The organism is Nostoc sp., from assembly GCF_036917615.1.
Taxonomy (GTDB): domain Bacteria; phylum Cyanobacteriota; class Cyanobacteriia; order Cyanobacteriales; family Nostocaceae; genus Nostoc.
In genome coordinates, this window is sequence record NZ_JBALCZ010000041.1 from 1 (window position 1) to 19,081 (window position 19,081).

Annotated in this window: 17 protein-coding genes and 1 pseudogene; 7 read left to right on the top strand and 11 right to left on the bottom strand. The window is 41.8% G+C overall.

Features of this window, described 5'->3' with window-relative positions; genetic code table 11:
• The first annotated feature begins 245 nt into the window (after positions 1-245).
• Positions 246-1,262: a sulfate/molybdate ABC transporter ATP-binding protein gene (locus V7K85_RS14585; RefSeq protein WP_334814364.1), complete on the top strand. Its 1,017-nt coding sequence runs from the start codon at positions 246-248 to the stop codon at positions 1,260-1,262.
• 20 nt (positions 1,263-1,282) lie between these two features.
• Entirely contained in the window at positions 1,283-1,474 is a 192-nt protein-coding gene (locus tag V7K85_RS14590) for a hypothetical protein (protein WP_334814365.1), read from the top strand.
• 39 nt (positions 1,475-1,513) lie between these two features.
• Here V7K85_RS14590 and V7K85_RS14595 read toward each other — a convergent pair whose 3' ends face one another.
• From V7K85_RS14595 to V7K85_RS14625, 8 genes are all read right to left on the bottom strand, one after another.
• Positions 1,514-2,125 (bottom strand): DUF4360 domain-containing protein, encoded by a 612-nt coding sequence (locus tag V7K85_RS14595; RefSeq protein WP_334814366.1) that lies wholly within the window; start codon positions 2,123-2,125, stop codon positions 1,514-1,516.
• A gap of 184 nt (positions 2,126-2,309) precedes the next feature.
• Complete coding sequence (locus tag V7K85_RS36530) at positions 2,310-2,597, bottom strand: DUF4360 domain-containing protein (protein ID WP_442940586.1); 288 nt, start codon at positions 2,595-2,597, stop codon at positions 2,310-2,312.
• A 350-nt stretch (positions 2,598-2,947) separates the two neighbouring features.
• Complete coding sequence (locus V7K85_RS14600; RefSeq protein ID WP_334814367.1) at positions 2,948-3,583, bottom strand: DUF4360 domain-containing protein; 636 nt, start codon at positions 3,581-3,583, stop codon at positions 2,948-2,950.
• Between the two features lie 750 nt (positions 3,584-4,333).
• Positions 4,334-5,068 (bottom strand): HAD family hydrolase, encoded by a 735-nt coding sequence (locus tag V7K85_RS14605; RefSeq protein ID WP_334814368.1) that lies wholly within the window; start codon positions 5,066-5,068, stop codon positions 4,334-4,336.
• A 166-nt stretch (positions 5,069-5,234) separates the two neighbouring features.
• Positions 5,235-6,362, bottom strand: coding sequence for a 30S ribosomal protein S1 (locus tag V7K85_RS14610; protein WP_334814369.1), 1,128 nt, complete (start codon positions 6,360-6,362; stop codon positions 5,235-5,237).
• 296 nt (positions 6,363-6,658) lie between these two features.
• Complete coding sequence (locus tag V7K85_RS14615; protein WP_084227385.1) at positions 6,659-6,766, bottom strand: photosystem II reaction center protein T; 108 nt, start codon at positions 6,764-6,766, stop codon at positions 6,659-6,661.
• 112 nt (positions 6,767-6,878) lie between these two features.
• Complete coding sequence (gene psbB / locus V7K85_RS14620) at positions 6,879-8,408, bottom strand: photosystem II chlorophyll-binding protein CP47 (protein ID WP_334814370.1); 1,530 nt, start codon at positions 8,406-8,408, stop codon at positions 6,879-6,881.
• 621 nt (positions 8,409-9,029) lie between these two features.
• On the bottom strand, positions 9,030-9,356 hold the full coding sequence (locus V7K85_RS14625; RefSeq protein WP_273763381.1) for a hypothetical protein: 327 nt from the start codon (positions 9,354-9,356) through the stop codon (positions 9,030-9,032).
• Positions 9,357-10,155: 799 nt separating this feature from the next.
• On the opposite strand from V7K85_RS14625, the gene V7K85_RS14630 reads away from it, so the two are divergent.
• Both V7K85_RS14630 and V7K85_RS14635 read left to right on the top strand, forming a co-directional pair.
• Positions 10,156-11,808 carry an ABC transporter substrate-binding protein gene (locus V7K85_RS14630; protein ID WP_334814371.1) on the top strand — a complete coding sequence of 551 codons (1,653 nt, stop codon included), beginning with the start codon at positions 10,156-10,158 and terminating at the stop codon, positions 11,806-11,808.
• Positions 11,809-11,872: 64 nt separating this feature from the next.
• Complete coding sequence (locus V7K85_RS14635) at positions 11,873-12,898, top strand: ABC transporter permease (protein ID WP_334814372.1); 1,026 nt, start codon at positions 11,873-11,875, stop codon at positions 12,896-12,898.
• A 16-nt stretch (positions 12,899-12,914) separates the two neighbouring features.
• Here V7K85_RS14635 and V7K85_RS14640 read toward each other — a convergent pair whose 3' ends face one another.
• The gene (locus tag V7K85_RS14640; RefSeq protein WP_334814373.1) at positions 12,915-13,520 is read right to left on the bottom strand and encodes a hypothetical protein; all 606 of its coding nucleotides are present in this window, start codon (positions 13,518-13,520) and stop codon (positions 12,915-12,917) included.
• Between the two features lie 258 nt (positions 13,521-13,778).
• Between V7K85_RS14640 and V7K85_RS14645 the strand changes: the two are divergent.
• Together V7K85_RS14645 and V7K85_RS14650 are read left to right on the top strand one after the other, a co-directional pair.
• Positions 13,779-13,919 (top strand): annotated as a pseudogene (locus V7K85_RS14645) (ABC transporter permease subunit); the annotation flags it as partial.
• A gap of 331 nt (positions 13,920-14,250) precedes the next feature.
• On the top strand, positions 14,251-14,658 hold the full coding sequence (locus tag V7K85_RS14650; RefSeq protein ID WP_334814374.1) for a helix-turn-helix domain-containing protein: 408 nt from the start codon (positions 14,251-14,253) through the stop codon (positions 14,656-14,658).
• Positions 14,659-14,796: 138 nt separating this feature from the next.
• Here V7K85_RS14650 and V7K85_RS14655 read toward each other — a convergent pair whose 3' ends face one another.
• The gene (locus V7K85_RS14655) at positions 14,797-15,912 is read right to left on the bottom strand and encodes an ABC transporter permease (RefSeq protein WP_334814375.1); all 1,116 of its coding nucleotides are present in this window, start codon (positions 15,910-15,912) and stop codon (positions 14,797-14,799) included.
• Positions 15,913-16,156: 244 nt separating this feature from the next.
• Positions 16,157-17,038 (bottom strand): Npun_R2479 family HD domain-containing metalloprotein, encoded by an 882-nt coding sequence (locus V7K85_RS14660; protein WP_334814376.1) that lies wholly within the window; start codon positions 17,036-17,038, stop codon positions 16,157-16,159.
• 572 nt (positions 17,039-17,610) lie between these two features.
• Here V7K85_RS14660 and V7K85_RS14665 point away from each other — a divergent pair.
• Complete coding sequence (locus V7K85_RS14665; protein ID WP_334814377.1) at positions 17,611-19,068, top strand: efflux RND transporter periplasmic adaptor subunit; 1,458 nt, start codon at positions 17,611-17,613, stop codon at positions 19,066-19,068.
• Positions 19,069-19,081 lie beyond the last annotated feature (13 nt).

Genomic DNA, 19,081 nt, shown 5'->3' on the forward strand with positions numbered 1-19,081 from the left:
TTAGATGCAGCCAAAGAACTGCGAGAAGATTTGATTCAATACGCGGCTGATACTAAAGACAATACGGTGAGTAATACCTTTGTCCAGTTGTTGCGAACTAGGTAAGTTTGCATGGAGCATTTATTTAGTGCGGGCTGAAAAGTGAGTCTAAATCTTGTTCATCTATAAATAATTATGTATGGTATATGTAAGACACAGTAATCCTACCAAGGAGCTGTAGATTTAGTTGCAGAGGTATAGTAGCAGTGGGTATAGTAGTTGAGAACGTCTCCAAACAATTCGGGAGTTTCAAGGCAGTTGATCAGGTCAGCCTGGAAATTAAGAGTGGTTCGCTAGTTGCGTTGCTCGGGCCATCGGGATCAGGTAAATCTACGCTACTACGGTTAATTTCAGGTTTAGAAATGCCTGATAGCGGCAAAATCCTGCTTACTGGTAAGGACGCTACATACCAAAGCGTGCAACAGCGGAATATTGGGTTTGTATTTCAGCATTATGCTCTATTCAAGCATCTGACCGTCAGGCAGAATATTGCCTTTGGCTTAGAAATTCGCAAGGCACAGCCAAAGAGGATTAAGGGGCGGGTAGAACAGTTACTAGAATTGGTGCAGTTGAGTGGACTAGGCGATCGCTATCCATCACAACTTTCTGGTGGTCAAAGACAACGGGTAGCATTAGCAAGGGCACTGGCAGTAGAACCTGAAGTATTACTACTAGATGAACCCTTCGGCGCACTCGATGCTAAAGTCCGCAAAGACTTACGGGCATGGTTACGCCGCCTCCATGATGAGGTTCATGTTACCACGGTTTTTGTCACCCATGACCAAGAGGAAGCAATGGAAGTCTCCGATGAAGTTGTGGTCATGAATAAAGGGCGTGTGGAACAGGTGGGGACACCAGCAGAAATTTACGATAATCCTGCGACGGCATTTGTCATGAGCTTCATTGGCCCGGTGAATGTGTTACCTAGCACCTCGAAGATTTTTCAAAGTAGCGGGTTTGATACGCCATACCCACAAGTATTTTTGCGCCCCCAAGATGTGATTTTGGAAAAGGTTGCCAACGGTGCCACTACACCTGCAACAGTCAGCCGATTGGTACATTTGGGTTGGGAAATCCAGGTAGAATTAACTTTCGATGACGGGCAAGTAGTAACGGCGCATTTAACACGCGATCGCTTTAATGATTTAGAGTTAGAAGCCAAACAGCGAGTGTATGTGAAGCCAAAGGATGCGAAGTCCTTCCCACTGTCTTATTCAATTTAATTGACAGTGTGCAAGTATTTATGCTTGCTGCTTTAGCTTCCAGCAGAAAAGCCTTGCCAGAATGTTTGCCGAATCCACGACTAGGCTGTGTAATCGTAGATGCTGATCAGATAATTGCACAAGGATATACGCAAGCACCAGGACAGTATGATACTGAAGCTGGTGCGCTGGCTTTTCACTCATTTATTGTGAGGATTTATTTAATCCTCTAACATTCGACTTTCTCCATCGCACTGCTATATCTGCCCTTACTAACAACGAGTAAAAATAAACTTAATTTGATAGCCCTGAGCGATTAGAATTTTGGTTTGCTGCCCCGCAGCCGCATCTCTGGCACGCGCTATCAAATTTGTGTTGATGCCGAAAACCGAATTCACTGGGTTAGCACACGCGTCTATTGCATCTGGTATAATAGCTACATTTTTTACCCATCCATTTAAAAAGCCAGACGGGAAGTTTGCGTTTGGATCATTACTAGAATTTGGAACATCTTTGCCTTGAAACACTAATCTAACTTTTAGGTCAGCACTGCCTCCATTAGGCACATTTGCAAAGCCAACATACTTGATGTTAATTGGCTTAACTTTATAACCCTTAGGCACATTAAGCCCAATTCTCAGATTGCAAGATTTTGATACAACCTTAGGAGATACAGCTACAGCCTCAAATGAAGGTAAAGTTACAAACAGAGTATCTCCATTCAAATTTGTTTGGGCATTTCCCGAGGGGCAGCCATTTCCGAAAAGAGTTACTGGAACTGTTTGAAACTGAAATCCTTGTGGTTGAGCCTGTACCTGAGATAAACCCACAACATTTAAACTCAGTAGCGTCAAACTGGAAACAAGAGCACTTAAGACTTTCATATCAAATAAGGTAAGGTTATCAGCTTTATTGTCAATACGATTCTTAAAAACAGAGAGTTAAAGATTTCTTCAGACCAATTGGAAGAAATCTTTAGATAAGTTGCAAAAGCAGGTTTATAGGGATCAGCTTTTGTGAAAAATTAAATACAAAACTTAACAATGCATTTCAAAACCCTAACAAGGATTAAAAGCAAACTTGATTTGGAACAGAAGGTACATTAAGAGCGATCCGCAGATTGCAGGATTTTGATACAACCTTAGGACGTGAAGCTAAAGCTTCAAACTCAGAAAATGTTATTGAAAGAGTATCTCCATTTAAAATTCCCTGTGCTTTTCCTGGTGGACAACCATTTCCTACAAGAGTTACTGGAACTTTTTGAAACTCAAATCCTTGTGTTGAGCCTGTACCTGAGATAAACCTACAACATTTAAACTCAGAAGCGTCAAACTGAAAATCCCACCATTTAAAAATTTCATATTAACGACTCCGTTAATATGTGTAATTTACTGTGGACATTAGCTCTTACTTAAAATTCCCAAAAATATTTATACACTAATGAATTTACCCAGCAGGCTCTTTGCGGTTTGAGTACTTATAGCAGTTCTTAATTGTGTGCAATATGCTCTGGTTAAAGAAGATAGAAAATACTAAAAAACAATGATTTTCTAACTCTGAACTTATTTCTCAGCGTATTTAATTTAATTGAGAACTGCTATTTTGTTGTCAATATTATTTATCAACACACAGAGCCAAAGATTTATTCACAACAATCAGCTTTTGTGAAAAAATTAAATGCAAAACCTACTATGCATTTAAAAAATCTAACAAGGATTAAAAGCAAACTTGATTTTGAACAATACAGGACCGATTGTTGTGTCGATTGTATCAATTCTGATTTGAGTTTCTTGATTTGCAGGTATACCTCTAGCTCTTGCCGTCAGATTTGTATTGATACCAAAAATCGAACTTACTGGATTTTTACATGCATTTATTGTGCCTAATACAATACCGACATCTTTACTCCAAACATCTGAGAAGCCAGGTCCAAATGTTGCGTTTGGATTATTGATAGTTGGAACTGCTTGACCTTGAAAGGTTATTCTAACGTTGGCGGCAGCACTGCCTGCTTGAGGCACATCTGCAAAGCCAATATACTTGACGTTAATTGGCTGAACGTTCACTCCAGAAGGGATATTAAGACCGATCCGCAGATTGCAGGATGCTGATACAACCTTTTGAGGTTCAGCTAAAGCTTCAAACTCAGAAAATGTTACTGAAAGAGTATCTCCATTCAAAATTCCCTCTGCTGTTCCGTCTGGGCAACCATTTCCGAAAAGAGTGACTGGAACTTTTTGAAACTCAAATCCTTTTGTTTGAGCCTCTACCTGAGATAAACCCGCAACATTTAAACTCAGTAGCGTCAAACTAGAAATAAGACCAGTTAAAATTTTCTTCATAGTAAGGACTCCGCAAAAACGTGTAATCTACTGTGTACATTAGCTGCAATTTCAAATTCCTAAGATACTTCTACACAAAGGAATTTTACCCAGCAGCCTCATTGGGGTTTGGGGATTTATAGCAATTCTTAATTGTGTGTAATACGCTCTGGATAAAAGAGACAGAAAATAGTAAAAAACAATAAATTTCTGGCTCTGAAATGATTTCTCAGCGTATTTCATTTATCAGAAATGAATTTAGGAGTCAGAAGTCAGAATTTTCCACTTGAATTCTGTACGACTGGCGGATGAATAAATGGGTTTAAGACCCCCACTAAATCTTCTCCTTTGGAGACGCTACGCGAACGATTTAGTGATCACCAAAAAAGTGGTGGGTTTGAATCCCACATTAATTGATTCTGACTCCTGAATTCTGACTTCTGAATTTTTCTTCAATTGATAATTGCTACTACAAGAATGTGTCGATAAATACAATAATTCACCTGAGAAGTATATTCTATCTATCCAAAGATAGATATTTTGAAAACTTTGACAAATTATTGTAAGAAAGTACGTAGACACGTAGCGATGAGACAGCGCTCTTGGTGGGTTCCCCCGTTGTAACAACTGCCGTAAAGTGGCGTCACGCGACTGCAAACCTGAACCCGATAGCGAGTTAGATGCGCTAACGCACTCTTGAAGACGCCTAAGGGACGCTATCGAGCTTCAGGATGAATTGATGTACTTCACGCAATTGAAAACTGCTATAAATTAATTCTCTAAAATCTGGATTTCATCAAGTCGATTAATCACCACATTCGCACCTCGGACGTTATCTGACTTACCTACCCAAGTGATACCAATACAACCTGCGGCTTTAGCATCACGCGCCATTTGCATATCACCAACTGAATCACCCACCATCAATGTAGCGCCTGGTTCGACTCTCAAAGCTTGGCAAGCTTGCAAAAATAGCATTGGGTCTGGTTTACTCGGCCCTTCATCTACTCCCATTTCCAACTGGATGTAATCACTTAATTGGTGATTGGCTACAAACTTACATACTTCTTCAGTTGTCGCAGCTGAGAGGATACCGAGTTTTAGTCCACCTTCCCACAGAGATTTCAAAACTTCTAAGCTACCTACAAATAGTGGTGAAGGAGTTTGTCTAATGTATTTCTCCGCTTCATCCAAAGCTTGACGGGCTATTTTTAACGACTCAAACCATCCTCTTCCCGTCTCAGCAATATATGCCGCAGCCGCAGCTTCTGTTTCGTGGCGGCTTGCTACTGATATTAAACCTGCGGGATCTAGAAGATTGCCATTGACACCAAATGCCATTAATAGGGGTTCTCCAGTTCCAGGGATTTGAGCATCTATTAATCTTGCTGCCTTTTGTGCGAGCGATCGCAAATACGTTTCTGAATCTTCTAGAGTACCATTTTTGTCAAATAAAATTGCCTGGATATTATCAAAAGTGATGTTTCCACATTTAATAGTTGCCACAATATTTCACCCCACTTATTTAGTTATGAGTTATCAGTTATGAGTTTTTATTCCTAACTTCTAACTCATAACTTTGGCCAATTCTCCACATAAAAAAAGAGGGTTTTTCCCTCTTTATATAATGATTTAATACTCTTACTTAAAGACAAGTAAAACTATAAATGTATTATTGTTCAATAGCTGCTGGAATTTCTTCTTCAGTTTCCGTCGCTGGTGGAATCTCTTCTTCGATTTCTGCTGCTGGTGGAATTTCTTCTTCAAGTTCCGCAGCTGGTGGAATCTCTTCTTCGATTTCCGCAGCTGGTGGAATTTCTTCTTCAAGTTCCGCAGCTGGTGGAATTTCTTCTTCTGCGACAACTTCCACAGATGCAGCAGGCGCAGCAGTAGCACCTTGTTGCTTGGCTAACAGCTGTTCACGATACTTAGCAGCCATTTCTTCTGCCTTATCGTAGACCAAATCCCGGTTTTTAATCATGTCGCCGGGTTCGGGTTCTAACTGCTTGGTAGATAGGGAAATCCGACCCCTTTCTGCATCCAAGTCGATGATCATAACTTTCACTTCATCATTGACATTGAACACACTATGAGGTGTATCAATATGTTCGTGGGAAATCTCAGAAATGTGCAGTAGTCCACTGACGCCGCCAATGTCGATGAAAGCACCGTAGGGCTTGATCCCACGAACTGTACCAATTACGACTTCACCAACTTCTAAACGGTTCATCTTACGCTCAACCAGTGCCCGACGGTGAGATAGAACTAGGCGGTTACGTTCTTCGTCCACCTCTAAGAATTTCAATGGCAGATCTTCGCCTACTAATTCTTCTTTAGGTTTGCGGGTACTGATGTGGGAACCAGGGATAAAGCCACGTAATCCCTCAATCCTTACTAATGCTCCACCGCGATTGGTTGCAAACACGCCAGAACGTACAGTAGCATCTTCTGCTTGCAGCTGTCGCACGCGCTCCCAAGCCCGCATATATTCAATACGGCGAATGGAAAGAGTTAATTGACCATCTTCGTTTTCATCGGTAAGGATGAAAAATTCCCGCGTTTCATTTGACTGTAAGACTTCTTCCGGGCTATCTACCCGGTTAATAGACATTTCTTGTATAGGTATATATGCTGCGGTTTTAGCACCAATGTCAATCAGAGCGCCGCGCGGCTCTATACTGAAAACTGTTCCTGGTACAACATCACCAGGGCTAAAATGATAATCGTATTTGTCAAGTAGAGCAGCGAAATCTTCGTGAGTGAATCCAATTTCTGTAGCGGTTAAATTCTGATTGACCATGCTGATTTGTTCCCGGTTCTAGTCTCCGTAAAGGTTGTTCGACAAGCGCAATGTGTTATCTAAGCGTTTTTATGGCAGCCGACACTTAAACATCCTTTTTCATCCTAGCGCAGAAAAGCTAGTATTAACACATATCTACTCCCAAGATTGGAAATTATATCACAATCTTAAAAATGATTGGTAATTTACTTAGTAGTTAGAACCAACAAAGGACAAACATAATAATATCCGTTGCTACCATAATCAGTCGCAACGGATACTAACATTAAATCCACTTAAAGGTCTGATAATAGGCTCTACTTATCTTTTGGTTTCTCAAAGCGAGGGGGTTCGCGAAATGCGATCGCAAAGAAGAGAGTACCTATACACAGAGTAAAAATCAAGATGTACGCAACGCTTTCCATATTAAGATTTCCTGCCTATTGAGCCAGTAATTAAAGTTTTTAATGCTGAGTCACCTGAATGCTGAGTTAGAGCTTTAACTCGGAACTCAGCACTCATAACTCAGCACTGAAATTAGAGGGCTTCCTTCCGGCGGGTTGACTTGTCACCCACTTTCTGGAACAGACCCCACTCAACTTGCTCTTCTAGATCCGCATCAACACCAGCAAATACGTCTCGGTAGATTGTCCGAGCGCCATGCCAGAGGTGACCAAAGAAGAATAGCAGAGCAAATACGGCATGTCCAAAGGTAAACCAACCTCTAGGACTGGTGCGGAATACACCATCAGAGTTCAAGGTTTCCCGGTCAAATTCAAAGATTTCACCGCCTTGAGCCTTACGGGCATACTTCTTCACATCAGCTGGTTCTGTAAAGGTCTTACCGTTTAGATCACCACCGTAGAAACTGACGGTGACACCAGATTGCTCGAAGCTATACTTAGATTCTGCCCGACGGAAGGGAATGTCAGCGCGGACAATTCCATCTGCATCAGTCAAAATCACTGGGAAGGTTTCAAAGAAGTTGGGGAGACGACGCACGGTCAATTCCCGTCCTTCAGAATCTTTGAATACGGCATGACCTTGCCAAGACTGAGCAATGCCATCACCCTTAACCATCGGCCCTGTACGGAATAGACCGCCTTTAGCGGGACTATTACCGACGTAATCATAGAAAGCCAGTTTTTCGGGAATCTGCGACCAAGCTTGGTCAAGCGTTGCACCTTGGGCAACGCTTGTTTGGGTGCGGCGCTGAATTTCTTGACGGAAGTAGCTCTGATCCCATTGATAGCGGGTAGGACCAAATAATTCTATGGGAGTGGCGGCGTTACCGTACCACATAGTACCAGCAACAACAAAAGCAGCAAAGAAGACTGCTGCAATACTGCTAGAAAGTACTGTTTCAATATTCCCCATCCGCAGAGCTTTGTAGAGCCGTTCCGGGGGTCTAACTGTGAGGTGGAATAAACCTGCAATAATACCAACAACACCAGCAGCAATGTGGTGAGCCGCAATGCCACCAGGGTTATATGGGTTAAAACCATCTGGGCCCCATTCTGGTGCTACTCCTTGGGCAGCCCCAGTTATACCATAAGCGTCGGAAACCCAAATCCCTGGGCCAAATAGTCCGGTGACGTGAAAAGCACCAAACCCAAAACAAAGTAGACCAGATAAGAACAGGTGAATGCCAAACATCTTTGGCAAGTCTAGGGCAGGTTCACCAGTGCGGGGATCTCTAAAGAGTTCCAAATCCCAGTAAACCCAGTGCCATACGGCGGCTAAAAACAAAAGACCTGAAAGAACAATGTGAGCCGCAGCAACGCCTTCAAATGACCAGAAGCCAGGATCAGTTGCTGGACCACCAGTCACATTCCAACCACCCCAAGATTGGGTGACGCCCAAACGTGACATGAAGGGCAGGACGAACATCCCTTGACGCCACATCGGGTTGAGAACCGGATCGCTAGGGTCAAAAACAGCCAGTTCGTAGAGTGCCATCGAACCAGCCCAGCCTGCTACTAAGGCTGTGTGCATTAGGTGTACAGAAATCAGCCGCCCTGGATCATTCAGAACGACTGTATGTACTCGGTACCAGGGTAGTCCCATCGACTACGCTCCTCCTCGATGAGTTAGTTTACAAAGCAATTTTCTTACTGAGTTTCTGAGAGACGAAAGTCGCCACTCAGAAAACTGTCTGTTGTTTTTTGTTATTGCCAGAGCCAGAGTCTTACCACAGCTTAGTCTTATAAGTCAGACAGCGTGGGAGATGAGGCAATGCTTACTCGCTTCGGGAGGTTTACCTTGTAGGGTAGCCACCGCCAAGCAAAAATGAGAATGTTTTAAAAAGTGTAACTATTGATTGAATTGTTTGCAAGCGTGTAAATTGATGCGATCGCGTAGCATCTCCAAGTTTTTTCGCTACCAATACCCATCACAGATTAAATTTGCTTATCTTTTCTTTACGAGGGCAGTGGGGAGATGAGAGGGACAAGGGGACAAGGGAGACTATTAAACCCAATGCCCAATGCCCCCTCAATTTTGGATTTGCGATAGCGAATCGTAAAGGCTTCTCTACGAGAGGCTACGCCAACGCCAACGGCATGGCTTCTCTACGAGACGCTACGCGAACGCTTAGAGCAAGTCATCGGGCGTCTTTTAGATTTTAGATTGTTCAATCCAAAATCCAAAATTCAAAATCTAAAATTCTTCTGGCTAATGCCCCACTATCTACTGAACCACCAATTGTATGTTTTGCAGTTGACATTTCGTCTCAGCCGTACCCAGGCGTTCAATTACCTGTTCAGCGCTCATCAGACGCTTGAGTACTACTTGACCTATAGTCTTACTGGCGATTGCTGGTGTTGTTGGTTTAACTTCCACGGTTAAAACGGCTTCTTCAACTCGATAAAGCCATAGCAATTCGTTTTGTTCCACTATGCAAATATTCATTCGCTGAATATCTGGTTGGCGTCGCCATGCAGTTATTTGCCAGAGTCCATCCGATGCCCAGACTCTAGCAACTGTCCATCCCTCAGATAGAAAGAAATACTTCACGGTCTTAGTCTCACTATTAGACTTTCAATCTGCTGTTCACGATATCGCGATCGCTTTATTCACGCGATGTATAAACACTAGATTTGTAAGTAAAACCATGCAGCTGTTTTTTATGAGAAACAGCTCCACTGGCGTCTGTACCCAAGTAGCAACAGGCAAAGTTTTAATGTACACTACTTGGGCGACTGTCAAAGCTTAACAAACCTGTTCCCTAGTAATTATGAATTTACGACAAATTTAATCAATATTTAAAATCTTAATTAAATAAAAGCTTTTGATTACTTAACTAATTCCAAAGTTAATCTTTTTGCCAAGAATTTTCTGTAACAAATAGTGCACTCGTACAGGAGCAATAAAGTTAACTATGAAGTTGAGTATCTGCCACAAATTTTTGATTGACAGCAAAAGTTAGGACGAATCAGTGCGGTCTTCTCCCTTGCTAGCTAGCGCAGCCTCAACTCTTGGAGAAGCTGCCGCCAACGAGTCCGCGTCCCTTGCGCGTCTGGTAGATAGCATGTGGGGAAATCCCAAGTGGAGCAAGTGGTGTTTAGGAGTAAAACAGTTTTCATATCTGGCTTTTAAGTCTAGATTCTGTACCTCACGCTTGTTAAAAACTGCTGTAGATGTTTACGGAGTCATAATATTGTAGAACAAGTTATTTCCTACTTAGCTACAACTTATGTTTATTTATATGCGTATACTTAGCCACAGGTATTACCGTAATTAATTGTAAAAATCAAGCAAAATAGTCACAAATGTAGTAAAATTACTGACCGCTGATATCAAAAATCTTATTGCTATGACGTGGTTTTCCTTGTCCGTGAAACGGTGGGGTCGGATTACACAATTCCTATCTTTGTTCTGTCTATGTTTATTTTTAGTTGTTAGTTGCACTTCTCGTCCTAAGCCTTCTACGCCATCATCCGGTTCTGTAAATAGCTCTACAGGTGATGGTCGTATTACTATAGGTACAACTGCAAAGCCGAGAACCCTTGATCCGGCTGATGCTTATGAGTTAGCATCCTTAGGTTTGGTGTTTAATATGAGCGATCGCCTCTACACCTATGAACCAGGAAGCACAGAAATTAAGCCGCAGCTAGCTACAGCATTACCCAAAGTCAGTCAAGATGGCTTAACTTATACCATCCCTTTACGTCAGGGAGTGGTTTTTCACGATGGGACTCCCTTCAATGCCCAAGCAATGGCGTTTACTATTCAGCGCTTTATTCAAAATAAAGGAAAACCCTCTTTTTTACTAGCTGATATAGTAGAATCGGCAAAAGCTACAGGTGAAAATGAGTTAACAATCAAGCTGAAAAAGCCTTTTGCGGCATTTCCCTCACTGCTGGCATTTTCTGGGGTGTGTGCAGTTTCACCTAAAGCATACGAAATTGGTGAAGGTAAATTTAAGCCGAATATTTTTGTAGGAACTGGGCCTTACAAATTAGCAAATTTAGGCCCGGCTTCGGTGCAATTTGATGTTTTTGATAAATATTGGGGAGAAAAGCCAACAAATGGCGGTATTAACGTACAAATTCTCAGCAGTGGAGTGAATTTGTATAATGCCTTTCGTAAAAAAGCTGTGGATGTAGCTTATTTATCTATGGATCCCGATCAAATTCGCAGCTTGGAAGAAAAAGCAAGAAAAGGTAATTGGCAGGCAATTCCGAATCAGGGTAGTGTGATGAGTTATATGGCTATCAACAGGAATCAACAGCCTTTAGATAACCCAGCTGTTAGACAAGCGATCGCAGCAATGATTGACCGTTTACAAATCAAAGAACGAGTTTGGTATGGTCAAGCAGATCCAGCTTACAGTATGATCCCGACAACTTTAGATGTTTACAAGCCTGTATTTCAAAAGGAATATGGCAATGGCAACACAGAAAAAGCAAAACAATTGCTCACCTCAGCCGGTTTCTCAAAGACTAATCCAGCAAAAGTAGAAATTTGGTATCCCTCTAGTTCTCCTACTCGGAGTTTGGCAGCGATAGTTATCAAAGCACTTGCCAATAAAACAATGGATGGAATCCTGCAATTTGAAGTTATTGCTGTAGATTCTACAACATTTTTTCAACAAATTCCCAAAGGATTATATCCAGCAATTTTGCTTGATTGGTATCCTGATTTTTTAGACGCAGACAATTATATTCAACCATTTGTTTCTTGCGATAAAGGATCAATAGAAAAAGGATGTAAAGACGGTGGAAGTAAGTCTCAGGGTTCGTTTTACTATAGCGATCGCATGAATAAATTGATTGACCAGGAGCGGCAAGAGCAAAATCCTGAAGTTCGGAATAAAATCTTTGCAGAAATTCAAGACCTGTTAGTAAATGACGTACCTTATGTTCCCTTATGGCAAAGCAAAGACTTTGTTTTTGCCCAAAGAGGTATGAGCGGTGTCCAACTAGATCCCACTCAGAATTTAGTATATAAAACAATCAAAATGTAGTCATTTGTTATTTATCAGTAGTTATTCCCCTTGTCTTCCTTGTTCTGCTGTCTTTTAACTAATTATGTCTCGTTCCAAAGCCATAACATATTACATTACTACCCGATTAGTATTAGCTCCACTTCAATTGTTGACTATCATCACAATTGTGTTTCTCCTATTACGCGCAACACCAGGAGATCCAGCTGATGCAATTCTTGGTGGACGTGCGCCAGAAAGTGCCAAGGTAGAATTACGAAAACAATTAGGTTTAAATCTTCCTATTGGGCTACAATACCTCAACTATGTGGGAAACTTGCTGCACCTTGATATGGGAAATTCTACAAGTAGTAGAGGACAAAAAGTTTGGGATATTATCTGGCAACACTTCCCAGCAACAGCAGAGTTAGCGATATATAGTATTGCGATCGCTCTCATCGTAGGCATTGCCGTAGGTACAATTTCTGCTTCTCATCCTGGCACACCTCTGGATGCGGGAGGACGTTTGTTTGGTATTATCACATACTCACTTCCCATGTTTTGGGCGGGAATGATTTTGCAATTAATTTTTGCCGTTCAGCTTGATTGGTTACCCTTGGGAACGCGCTTCCCTGCAACAATTCCAGCACCACAAAATTTAACTGGAATATACACCATAGATAGTCTATTACATGGCAATTTAACACAATTTTTTACTGCTTTATACTATTTGATTCTTCCTACTTGCACATTAGGACTTTTACTAAGTGGTATTTTTGAGCGGATTGTGCGAGTAAATTTAAAGCAAATTATGCAAGCAGATTATGTAGAAGCAGCCAAAGCTAGAGGTATTCCTGAAAATAAGATTTTAGTCTCCCATGCTTTAAAAAATGCTTTAATACCTGTAATTACAGTCTTAGGATTGACGTTTGCTTCTTTGTTAGGCGGCGCAATTTTGACTGAGGTAACATTTTCTTGGCCTGGTTTAGCAAATAGACTATATCAAGCAATTACCGAGCGCGATTATCCAACTGTACAGGGAATCATGGTATTTTTTGGTGCGATCGTCGTCAGCGCTAGCATTTTGATTGATATTTTAAATGCTTATGTAGATCCGCGAATTCGATATTAAGCTGTTTGACATTTTGTTAATTTTCTTGAGAAATACCACTGGCTAAAATACCAAGAATTTTATTCACATCTTTGAGATAATATTCGCTTAAATCAATGCTCAATATTTGTTCTTCTAGTTTCAGGAATTGCCAAATGCTGCCCGTTGTGACTGCGCCGTAAATTGTTTTAATTTCAGTTGCAGCTTGCTGATTAAAAATTTGGGCTGCTACCATTTCCGCTGCACACTGACCCAAACCCGCATTAATATTTTCTTTTTTAGCTTCTACAACTGTAATTACTGGTGCTGTCAAAATTAGAATTTCTGGAGATTTAGTAATAATAAAATCGCAAATGCCATTTAATCCTTTGGTATTATCAACAGTAAAATCTACCCCAGAAAATAAACTAACTTGTTCGCGTAATTGTCGGCGTAAGTCAACTAAAATTGGAGCAATAATTAATTCAGAACGCGCTTTTTCACTATTACTACCTAAAGCGATTACCAGGTTATAATTGAGTGTTTCTACAAGTAAATTACTCGCTGCTAATTCAGGAGCAGCAGCGAAAATATCGCGTTTTTCTAATGTGATTAAACTAAACTCTTGTTTTGCTTTACCTAAACTAAACTCGCTATAAGCCATAAAACTACTACTCCGTTTAGTTTCTGGTTGGAGAATACACACTTAATGCACAAAAGCTTGATTCAGAGCATTGGTAACAAATCAAGGTCATTCTAGCACTGCTACTTTGGCTTGTTTGATAATCTCTGAGCCTCCTCAAACACTAAATCAATTTTTTACTGGGAGATTTTACACTCTGAGATTGTGGAAAATTCGTTTCAGCTGATTTTAGTTGTTTAACTTCCTCAGGCTTTTTAGTCACTTGTGGCACTTGAGTTAAATCGACTATATCAAGCCATTAGCGATCGCGATTATCCAACTGTACAGGGAATCATGGTATTTTTTGGTGCGATCGTTGTGAGTGCCAGCATTTTGATTGATATTTTAAATGCTTATGTAGATCCGCGAATTCGATATTAGAGCATTGATTCAGTAATCAAAAATCTCACCCTGGTTATGCTACGCAAAACCTGTCCCTCTCCTTAGTAACGAGAGGGATGTCCGTTAGGACAGGGTGAGGCTTTTGTTTTGATTCGATGACTTGTGTGTACAGGCAACTGAAATTGCTGCCCAACATCCAAGATAAAGTAGAAAGTATTGTCAAGAATTCTGTTGCTGCCAACATATTTAACAATAGGAATGTTGACTCGGTGCTGTCCTGCTTCAAGCTTCCAGCTTTTTTGGAAGTTCCCAATATTATGACAACTACCCCCTCGACTACATCCCGGAAGCTTTAGATGGAATTTATGCTTTGACACATGGTCAACCATATTTAGTGCAACTGCTGGGTTTTCAGCTAGTGCGTCGCTACAATGACTTTGTTTTTGAGCAAGGACGACCCCGTAAGCCAGTTTTCACATTGGAAGACGTGGAAGCAGTTATCAATGACCCTGAGTTTTTCCAGCGGGGACGCTACTACTTTGATGGGGTTTGGGGTCAGGCTGCACGGGGTGCTGGGGATCAACAGGCAATAATACAACTACTTGCACCTCACCCAGAGGGGTTAAGTCTGGATGTCTTGGCTCAGTCTACAGGTATGAACGACGCCAATTTACAGGAAGCGCTGAATACTCTGAAGCGTCATGATGTAGTTGAGGAAACTCAGGGAAGCTGGCGGATTATGGTAGAACTGTTTCGCCGTTGGGTTTTGCAGCAGTAGAGTACGAGCGTTCGCATTTGTTACTTCGGCGTTCGCATTTGTTATTTCAGAGTTCGCATTTGCAACTTCGGCGATCGCATTTGCTATATTGGTGATCGCATTTGCTATATTGGCAGTCGCAAAAGCTATTCTGAGGGCTTATCTTCTTAAACTACGGGGGTCGAGGGCATCTCTTAAGCCATCACCGAGTAAGTTGAATGCTAGCACTGTGAGGATAATCAGCACAACCTGCGGCCAAATTAACCAAGGTTGCAGTACCAAAATTGAAGCATTGCTAGCCAGAGAAAGCATATTGCCCCAAGAGGGGTCTGGTTGTTGAATTCCCAAGCCGATCAGACTCAGTATCGCTTCTGATTCAATAAAGCTAGGAATTGCAAGAGTAGCAGAGATAACTATATAACTAGCCGTTTGCGGCAAAACATGGCGCAGGATAATATAAAGTCGGTTCCCGCCCATTGCGCGTGCCGCTTGCACAAATTCTCGCTCTTTAATTGATAGTACCTGTCCCCGAATCACCCGTGCTAAACCAGCCCAGCCAATAACCGAAGTAATCACCACAATCAGCAAAAAGCGCTGGGTACTGCTTAAACCAGGTGGTAAGACTGCTCCCAAAGTCACCAAAAGATAAATACTAGGGAAAGTCATTACTACTTCTGCCAAGCGCATAATGATGCTATCAGTCACACCGCCGAAATAGCCAGAAATTCCCCCGATGAGCAAACCGAGGGGATAAGCAATGATAATGCCAAAAATCCCGATAAACATACTGATGCGACCGCCATGCAGCAGGCGACTAAATTGGTCGCGGCTTTGGTCATCAGTGCCAAAGATGTTGAATTTTGCCCCAGTTGTTGTGCCAAATAAATGCCAATTTAAGGGAATACCAGGAAAGATTGTGACTTCATCCCATGTCGGGGGTAATGGCAAACTCATTTGCAACAATCGGTATTCTGGTCCGGAAACAAATAAATGCAAGGGTGAGGGCTTTTTGAAGTCTACAATAAGTTGGCGATCGCCTGTTTCTAAATTCGTGTCTCCTTGAGTCGTCGGATAAACATGGGGCCCGATAAACTGCCCTGATTGAGAAACCCAATGTATCTTGGTTGGTGGCAGCAATGAACCATTGGGCTGTGAGGCATAGGGGTCATAAGGAGCCACGAAATCAGCTGCAATTACTGCTATGTAGAAAACTAACAGCAAAATTGCCCCAAATCGTGCCAAAGGATTTTTCTTCAGTCGTCGCCACCAATCCATAGTAGTTAGGAGTTATAAGTTATGAGTTATTAAACTTTTATCTTAATTCATAACTGAATAATTAAGAATTCTAGGACTTACGCAATAACTCTTTGAAACTCTTATTCCTTTGTTTCCTTCTCTAACGAGACGCTGCGCGTAGCTTGCTTCTCCGTAGGAGTTTGCGGTAGTCTGCGGCAAGCTGAGGAAGCGTCTACGTTTTTTCATAAACTTGCATAAGTCCTGAATTCTTAACTCCCAACTCCTAACTCCCAACTGCTAACTTCTCTAAATACCGATGCTGTTCTTGCTGTTGTTTTTCGTGTTCCACAACAAACACATTTGAGTAGAGATTAGCGAGAATTTGTTTTCCCTGTTGTGTCAGTGATAGATAATGCAGTCCTTCTTGGATATAGGGATAGACACCATTCCAGTAAAACTTAGCGTAGTTATTACGTAAATCGGCAGGGGTATTATAGCCCAAAACTTTATTTACACCAGTTTCTTCAAACTCGTAAAATAAAGAAGTAATTTTCTTCAAGTAACGTGGGTCGCTTAGTTGCCCAATCAAATCAGCAGCACGTACTAATCCTGCAAAGCACTTTGTATCTTGCTGATCTTCTGCCGCAGGCACGGGAAATCGAGTCAATTCAATATTGCACTTAATTGCCTCAGCATCTATTAACTTGTGACCTCCAAAACGCTCATCAATAAAAAGCTTGGCTCTATCAACATGATACGGCGTCAGACTGGCATCGGAAGCGCCAGGAGCTACAGAAATCATTTTGCCATTTTTACCTGTGGCATATAAGCTTGCTGCTTCTCGGTCTTGTCGGCAAACTCCCTTAACGTAGCCAATATCATGACTCAATAAGGAAATGATACAATGCAACCAGTCTTCACTGGAAACACCGCCTTCTCGAATGTGTTTGCCACGTAAGATTTCTTGCCCCACCAGGGTGACAAGGACAGTGTGTTCAACATTGTGATAAAGGGCATCGCTATTGGCAATGTTTTCCAAAGCCATATTACCAGCCCAGGCGATAATGTCCTGATAATCATTTTTGAAGCAGCCATAGGTGCGACGGTAGCCTTCTCGAATTTCATTTACAAAGGCATCAATTAAAATTTCAGTGGCATTGAACATATCTGGTTACTCTGGTAAATACCAATTATTTATTGATTTGATTGATTGATTTCAAAATTCCATAATCAGGGCCACCCTTGCTGGAATTTAGGGCAATGGAGTTTGCTCCTTTGTAACTCACCTGTAGCTGTGGACGCTAGCTTGACCTATATGGTAGTGCATGGTCTTCCTGGCAACCCAAAGGCCTTAGAATAATTATGGGTTGCGTAGAAAAAATAATTTGCTAGTGTACCAAAATACATGAATGGTTTAGATTCTAATTAGATAAATCTAGATTAGCTTCATCAGTTTTTCATATCTAAGCATTGGTTGACGGTGATCTAAATACATATGCTGTGTGACGTAGAATAGCTAGATGAGATTAGATAATTACTTATATTATAATATATAAAAGCTTTTTAAGTATTTTCACGGTAGTAATTACTCTTAGTAAAATTATTCTTTTATATACCATTTATTTGGAAAGACATTTACTATGAAATGCGTCATAGTTGATGTGAAGTAAAAAAATTTCAAGTTTTCTTAAGAAAATACCAAGATTGGTATGCATAGAAAGAAGTGGAGGTGGGACTGTGAGCGATGAAAGTGTTTCAGAAGTCGAGGTGGAAGATCCTGTAACCTCTGAAGATGCTAGCTTTTTGAGCAAATCAGATCAAAAACCAACTAGGGTATGGTTGAAGCCATTATTCTTAGGTGCTGGTTTAGGAATAGCGATCGCCTTGAGTGGAATGGGTGTATTAAATCGTCTTCCAGCTCGTCAACAAAGTGCGGTAGCGGATAAAACAGTTAACCCAGCGATGACAGTCACCATCGCCACAGTAGAAACCGCCCCTGTTATCCGTACCCTCAAAACGACTGGGACTGTAGCAGCGCGTGATTTAATTCCGGTGTTACCGCAGACAAACGGCTTACAAATCAAAAGCATCCCCGAAGATGTAAAAGAGGGAGCTTTTGTCAAAAAAGGTCAATTGTTGGCGGTGTTGGATGGTTCCATACTGCAAAGCCAAATTAGCCAAGCAAAAGCAGATGTGGAATCAAAACAAGCAGATGTGGCATCAAAACAAGCGGATTTGGCATCAAAACAAGCAGATTTGGCATCAAATAAGGCCATAGTCCAGCAAAAACAAGCAGATTTAGCTCAAGCTAAGGTGAGCCTAGAGGAAGCGGCTAAAAATTATCAGCGTTATCAACAACTTGCTGACTCTGGGACGATTAGTAAACAAGAACTTGATACTCGTTCCTACAATGTGAAAACTGCCATACAAGTTGTGAATCTCGCTCAAGAAAATGTGCGTAGTGCCCAGGCTAATATTCGCAGCGCCCAGGCGAATATTGGTAACGCCCAAGCTATTATCAACAAAGCCAAAGCCGATGTCCGCAGCAGTGCTGCTAAGGGGCAACAACTAGAAACTCAGTTGGGACAAACTGTGGTACGTGCGCCGGTTGCTGGATTGATCGCCGAGAAACTGGCTAGAGTAGGTGATGTTACTGGTGTGCCGCCGCAAACCCAGGTGGGAACTGTAATTGGTGGCACACAGAAGCTATTTTCGATTATCCGAGATCAAAAGCTAGAACTTCAGGCGAAGGTGCCCGAAACTCAACTAACTCAGGTGAAAATTGGCGCATCCGTGGAAATTACTTCAGATGTCGATCAGCGCGTGCGATCGCCGGGACGAGTCACAGAGATACAACCACAGGTGAACGATCAAAGGCGTGAAGCTACAGTAAAAATTGACTTACCGCCAACAACTTTACTTAAACCAGGAATGTTTGCTAGTGCTGCAATTACTACTAACTCCGGGATGAGAATGGTGGTGCCGCAAAAAGCAGTCCAGTCCCAAGCAGACGCAAGTGTAATTGTATTCACCTTATCGAGTGAAGATACAGTCCGCAGCCAGAAAGTAGAGTTAGGAGATCCTGGGAATGGCGACAAAGTGGAAATCAAGAGTGGGCTACAGTTAGGCGATCGCGTCGTAGTTGATGGTGCAGGCTATCTCAAAGATGGCGATCAGGTTCGAGTCGCAAATTGAAAAACAAGTCAGA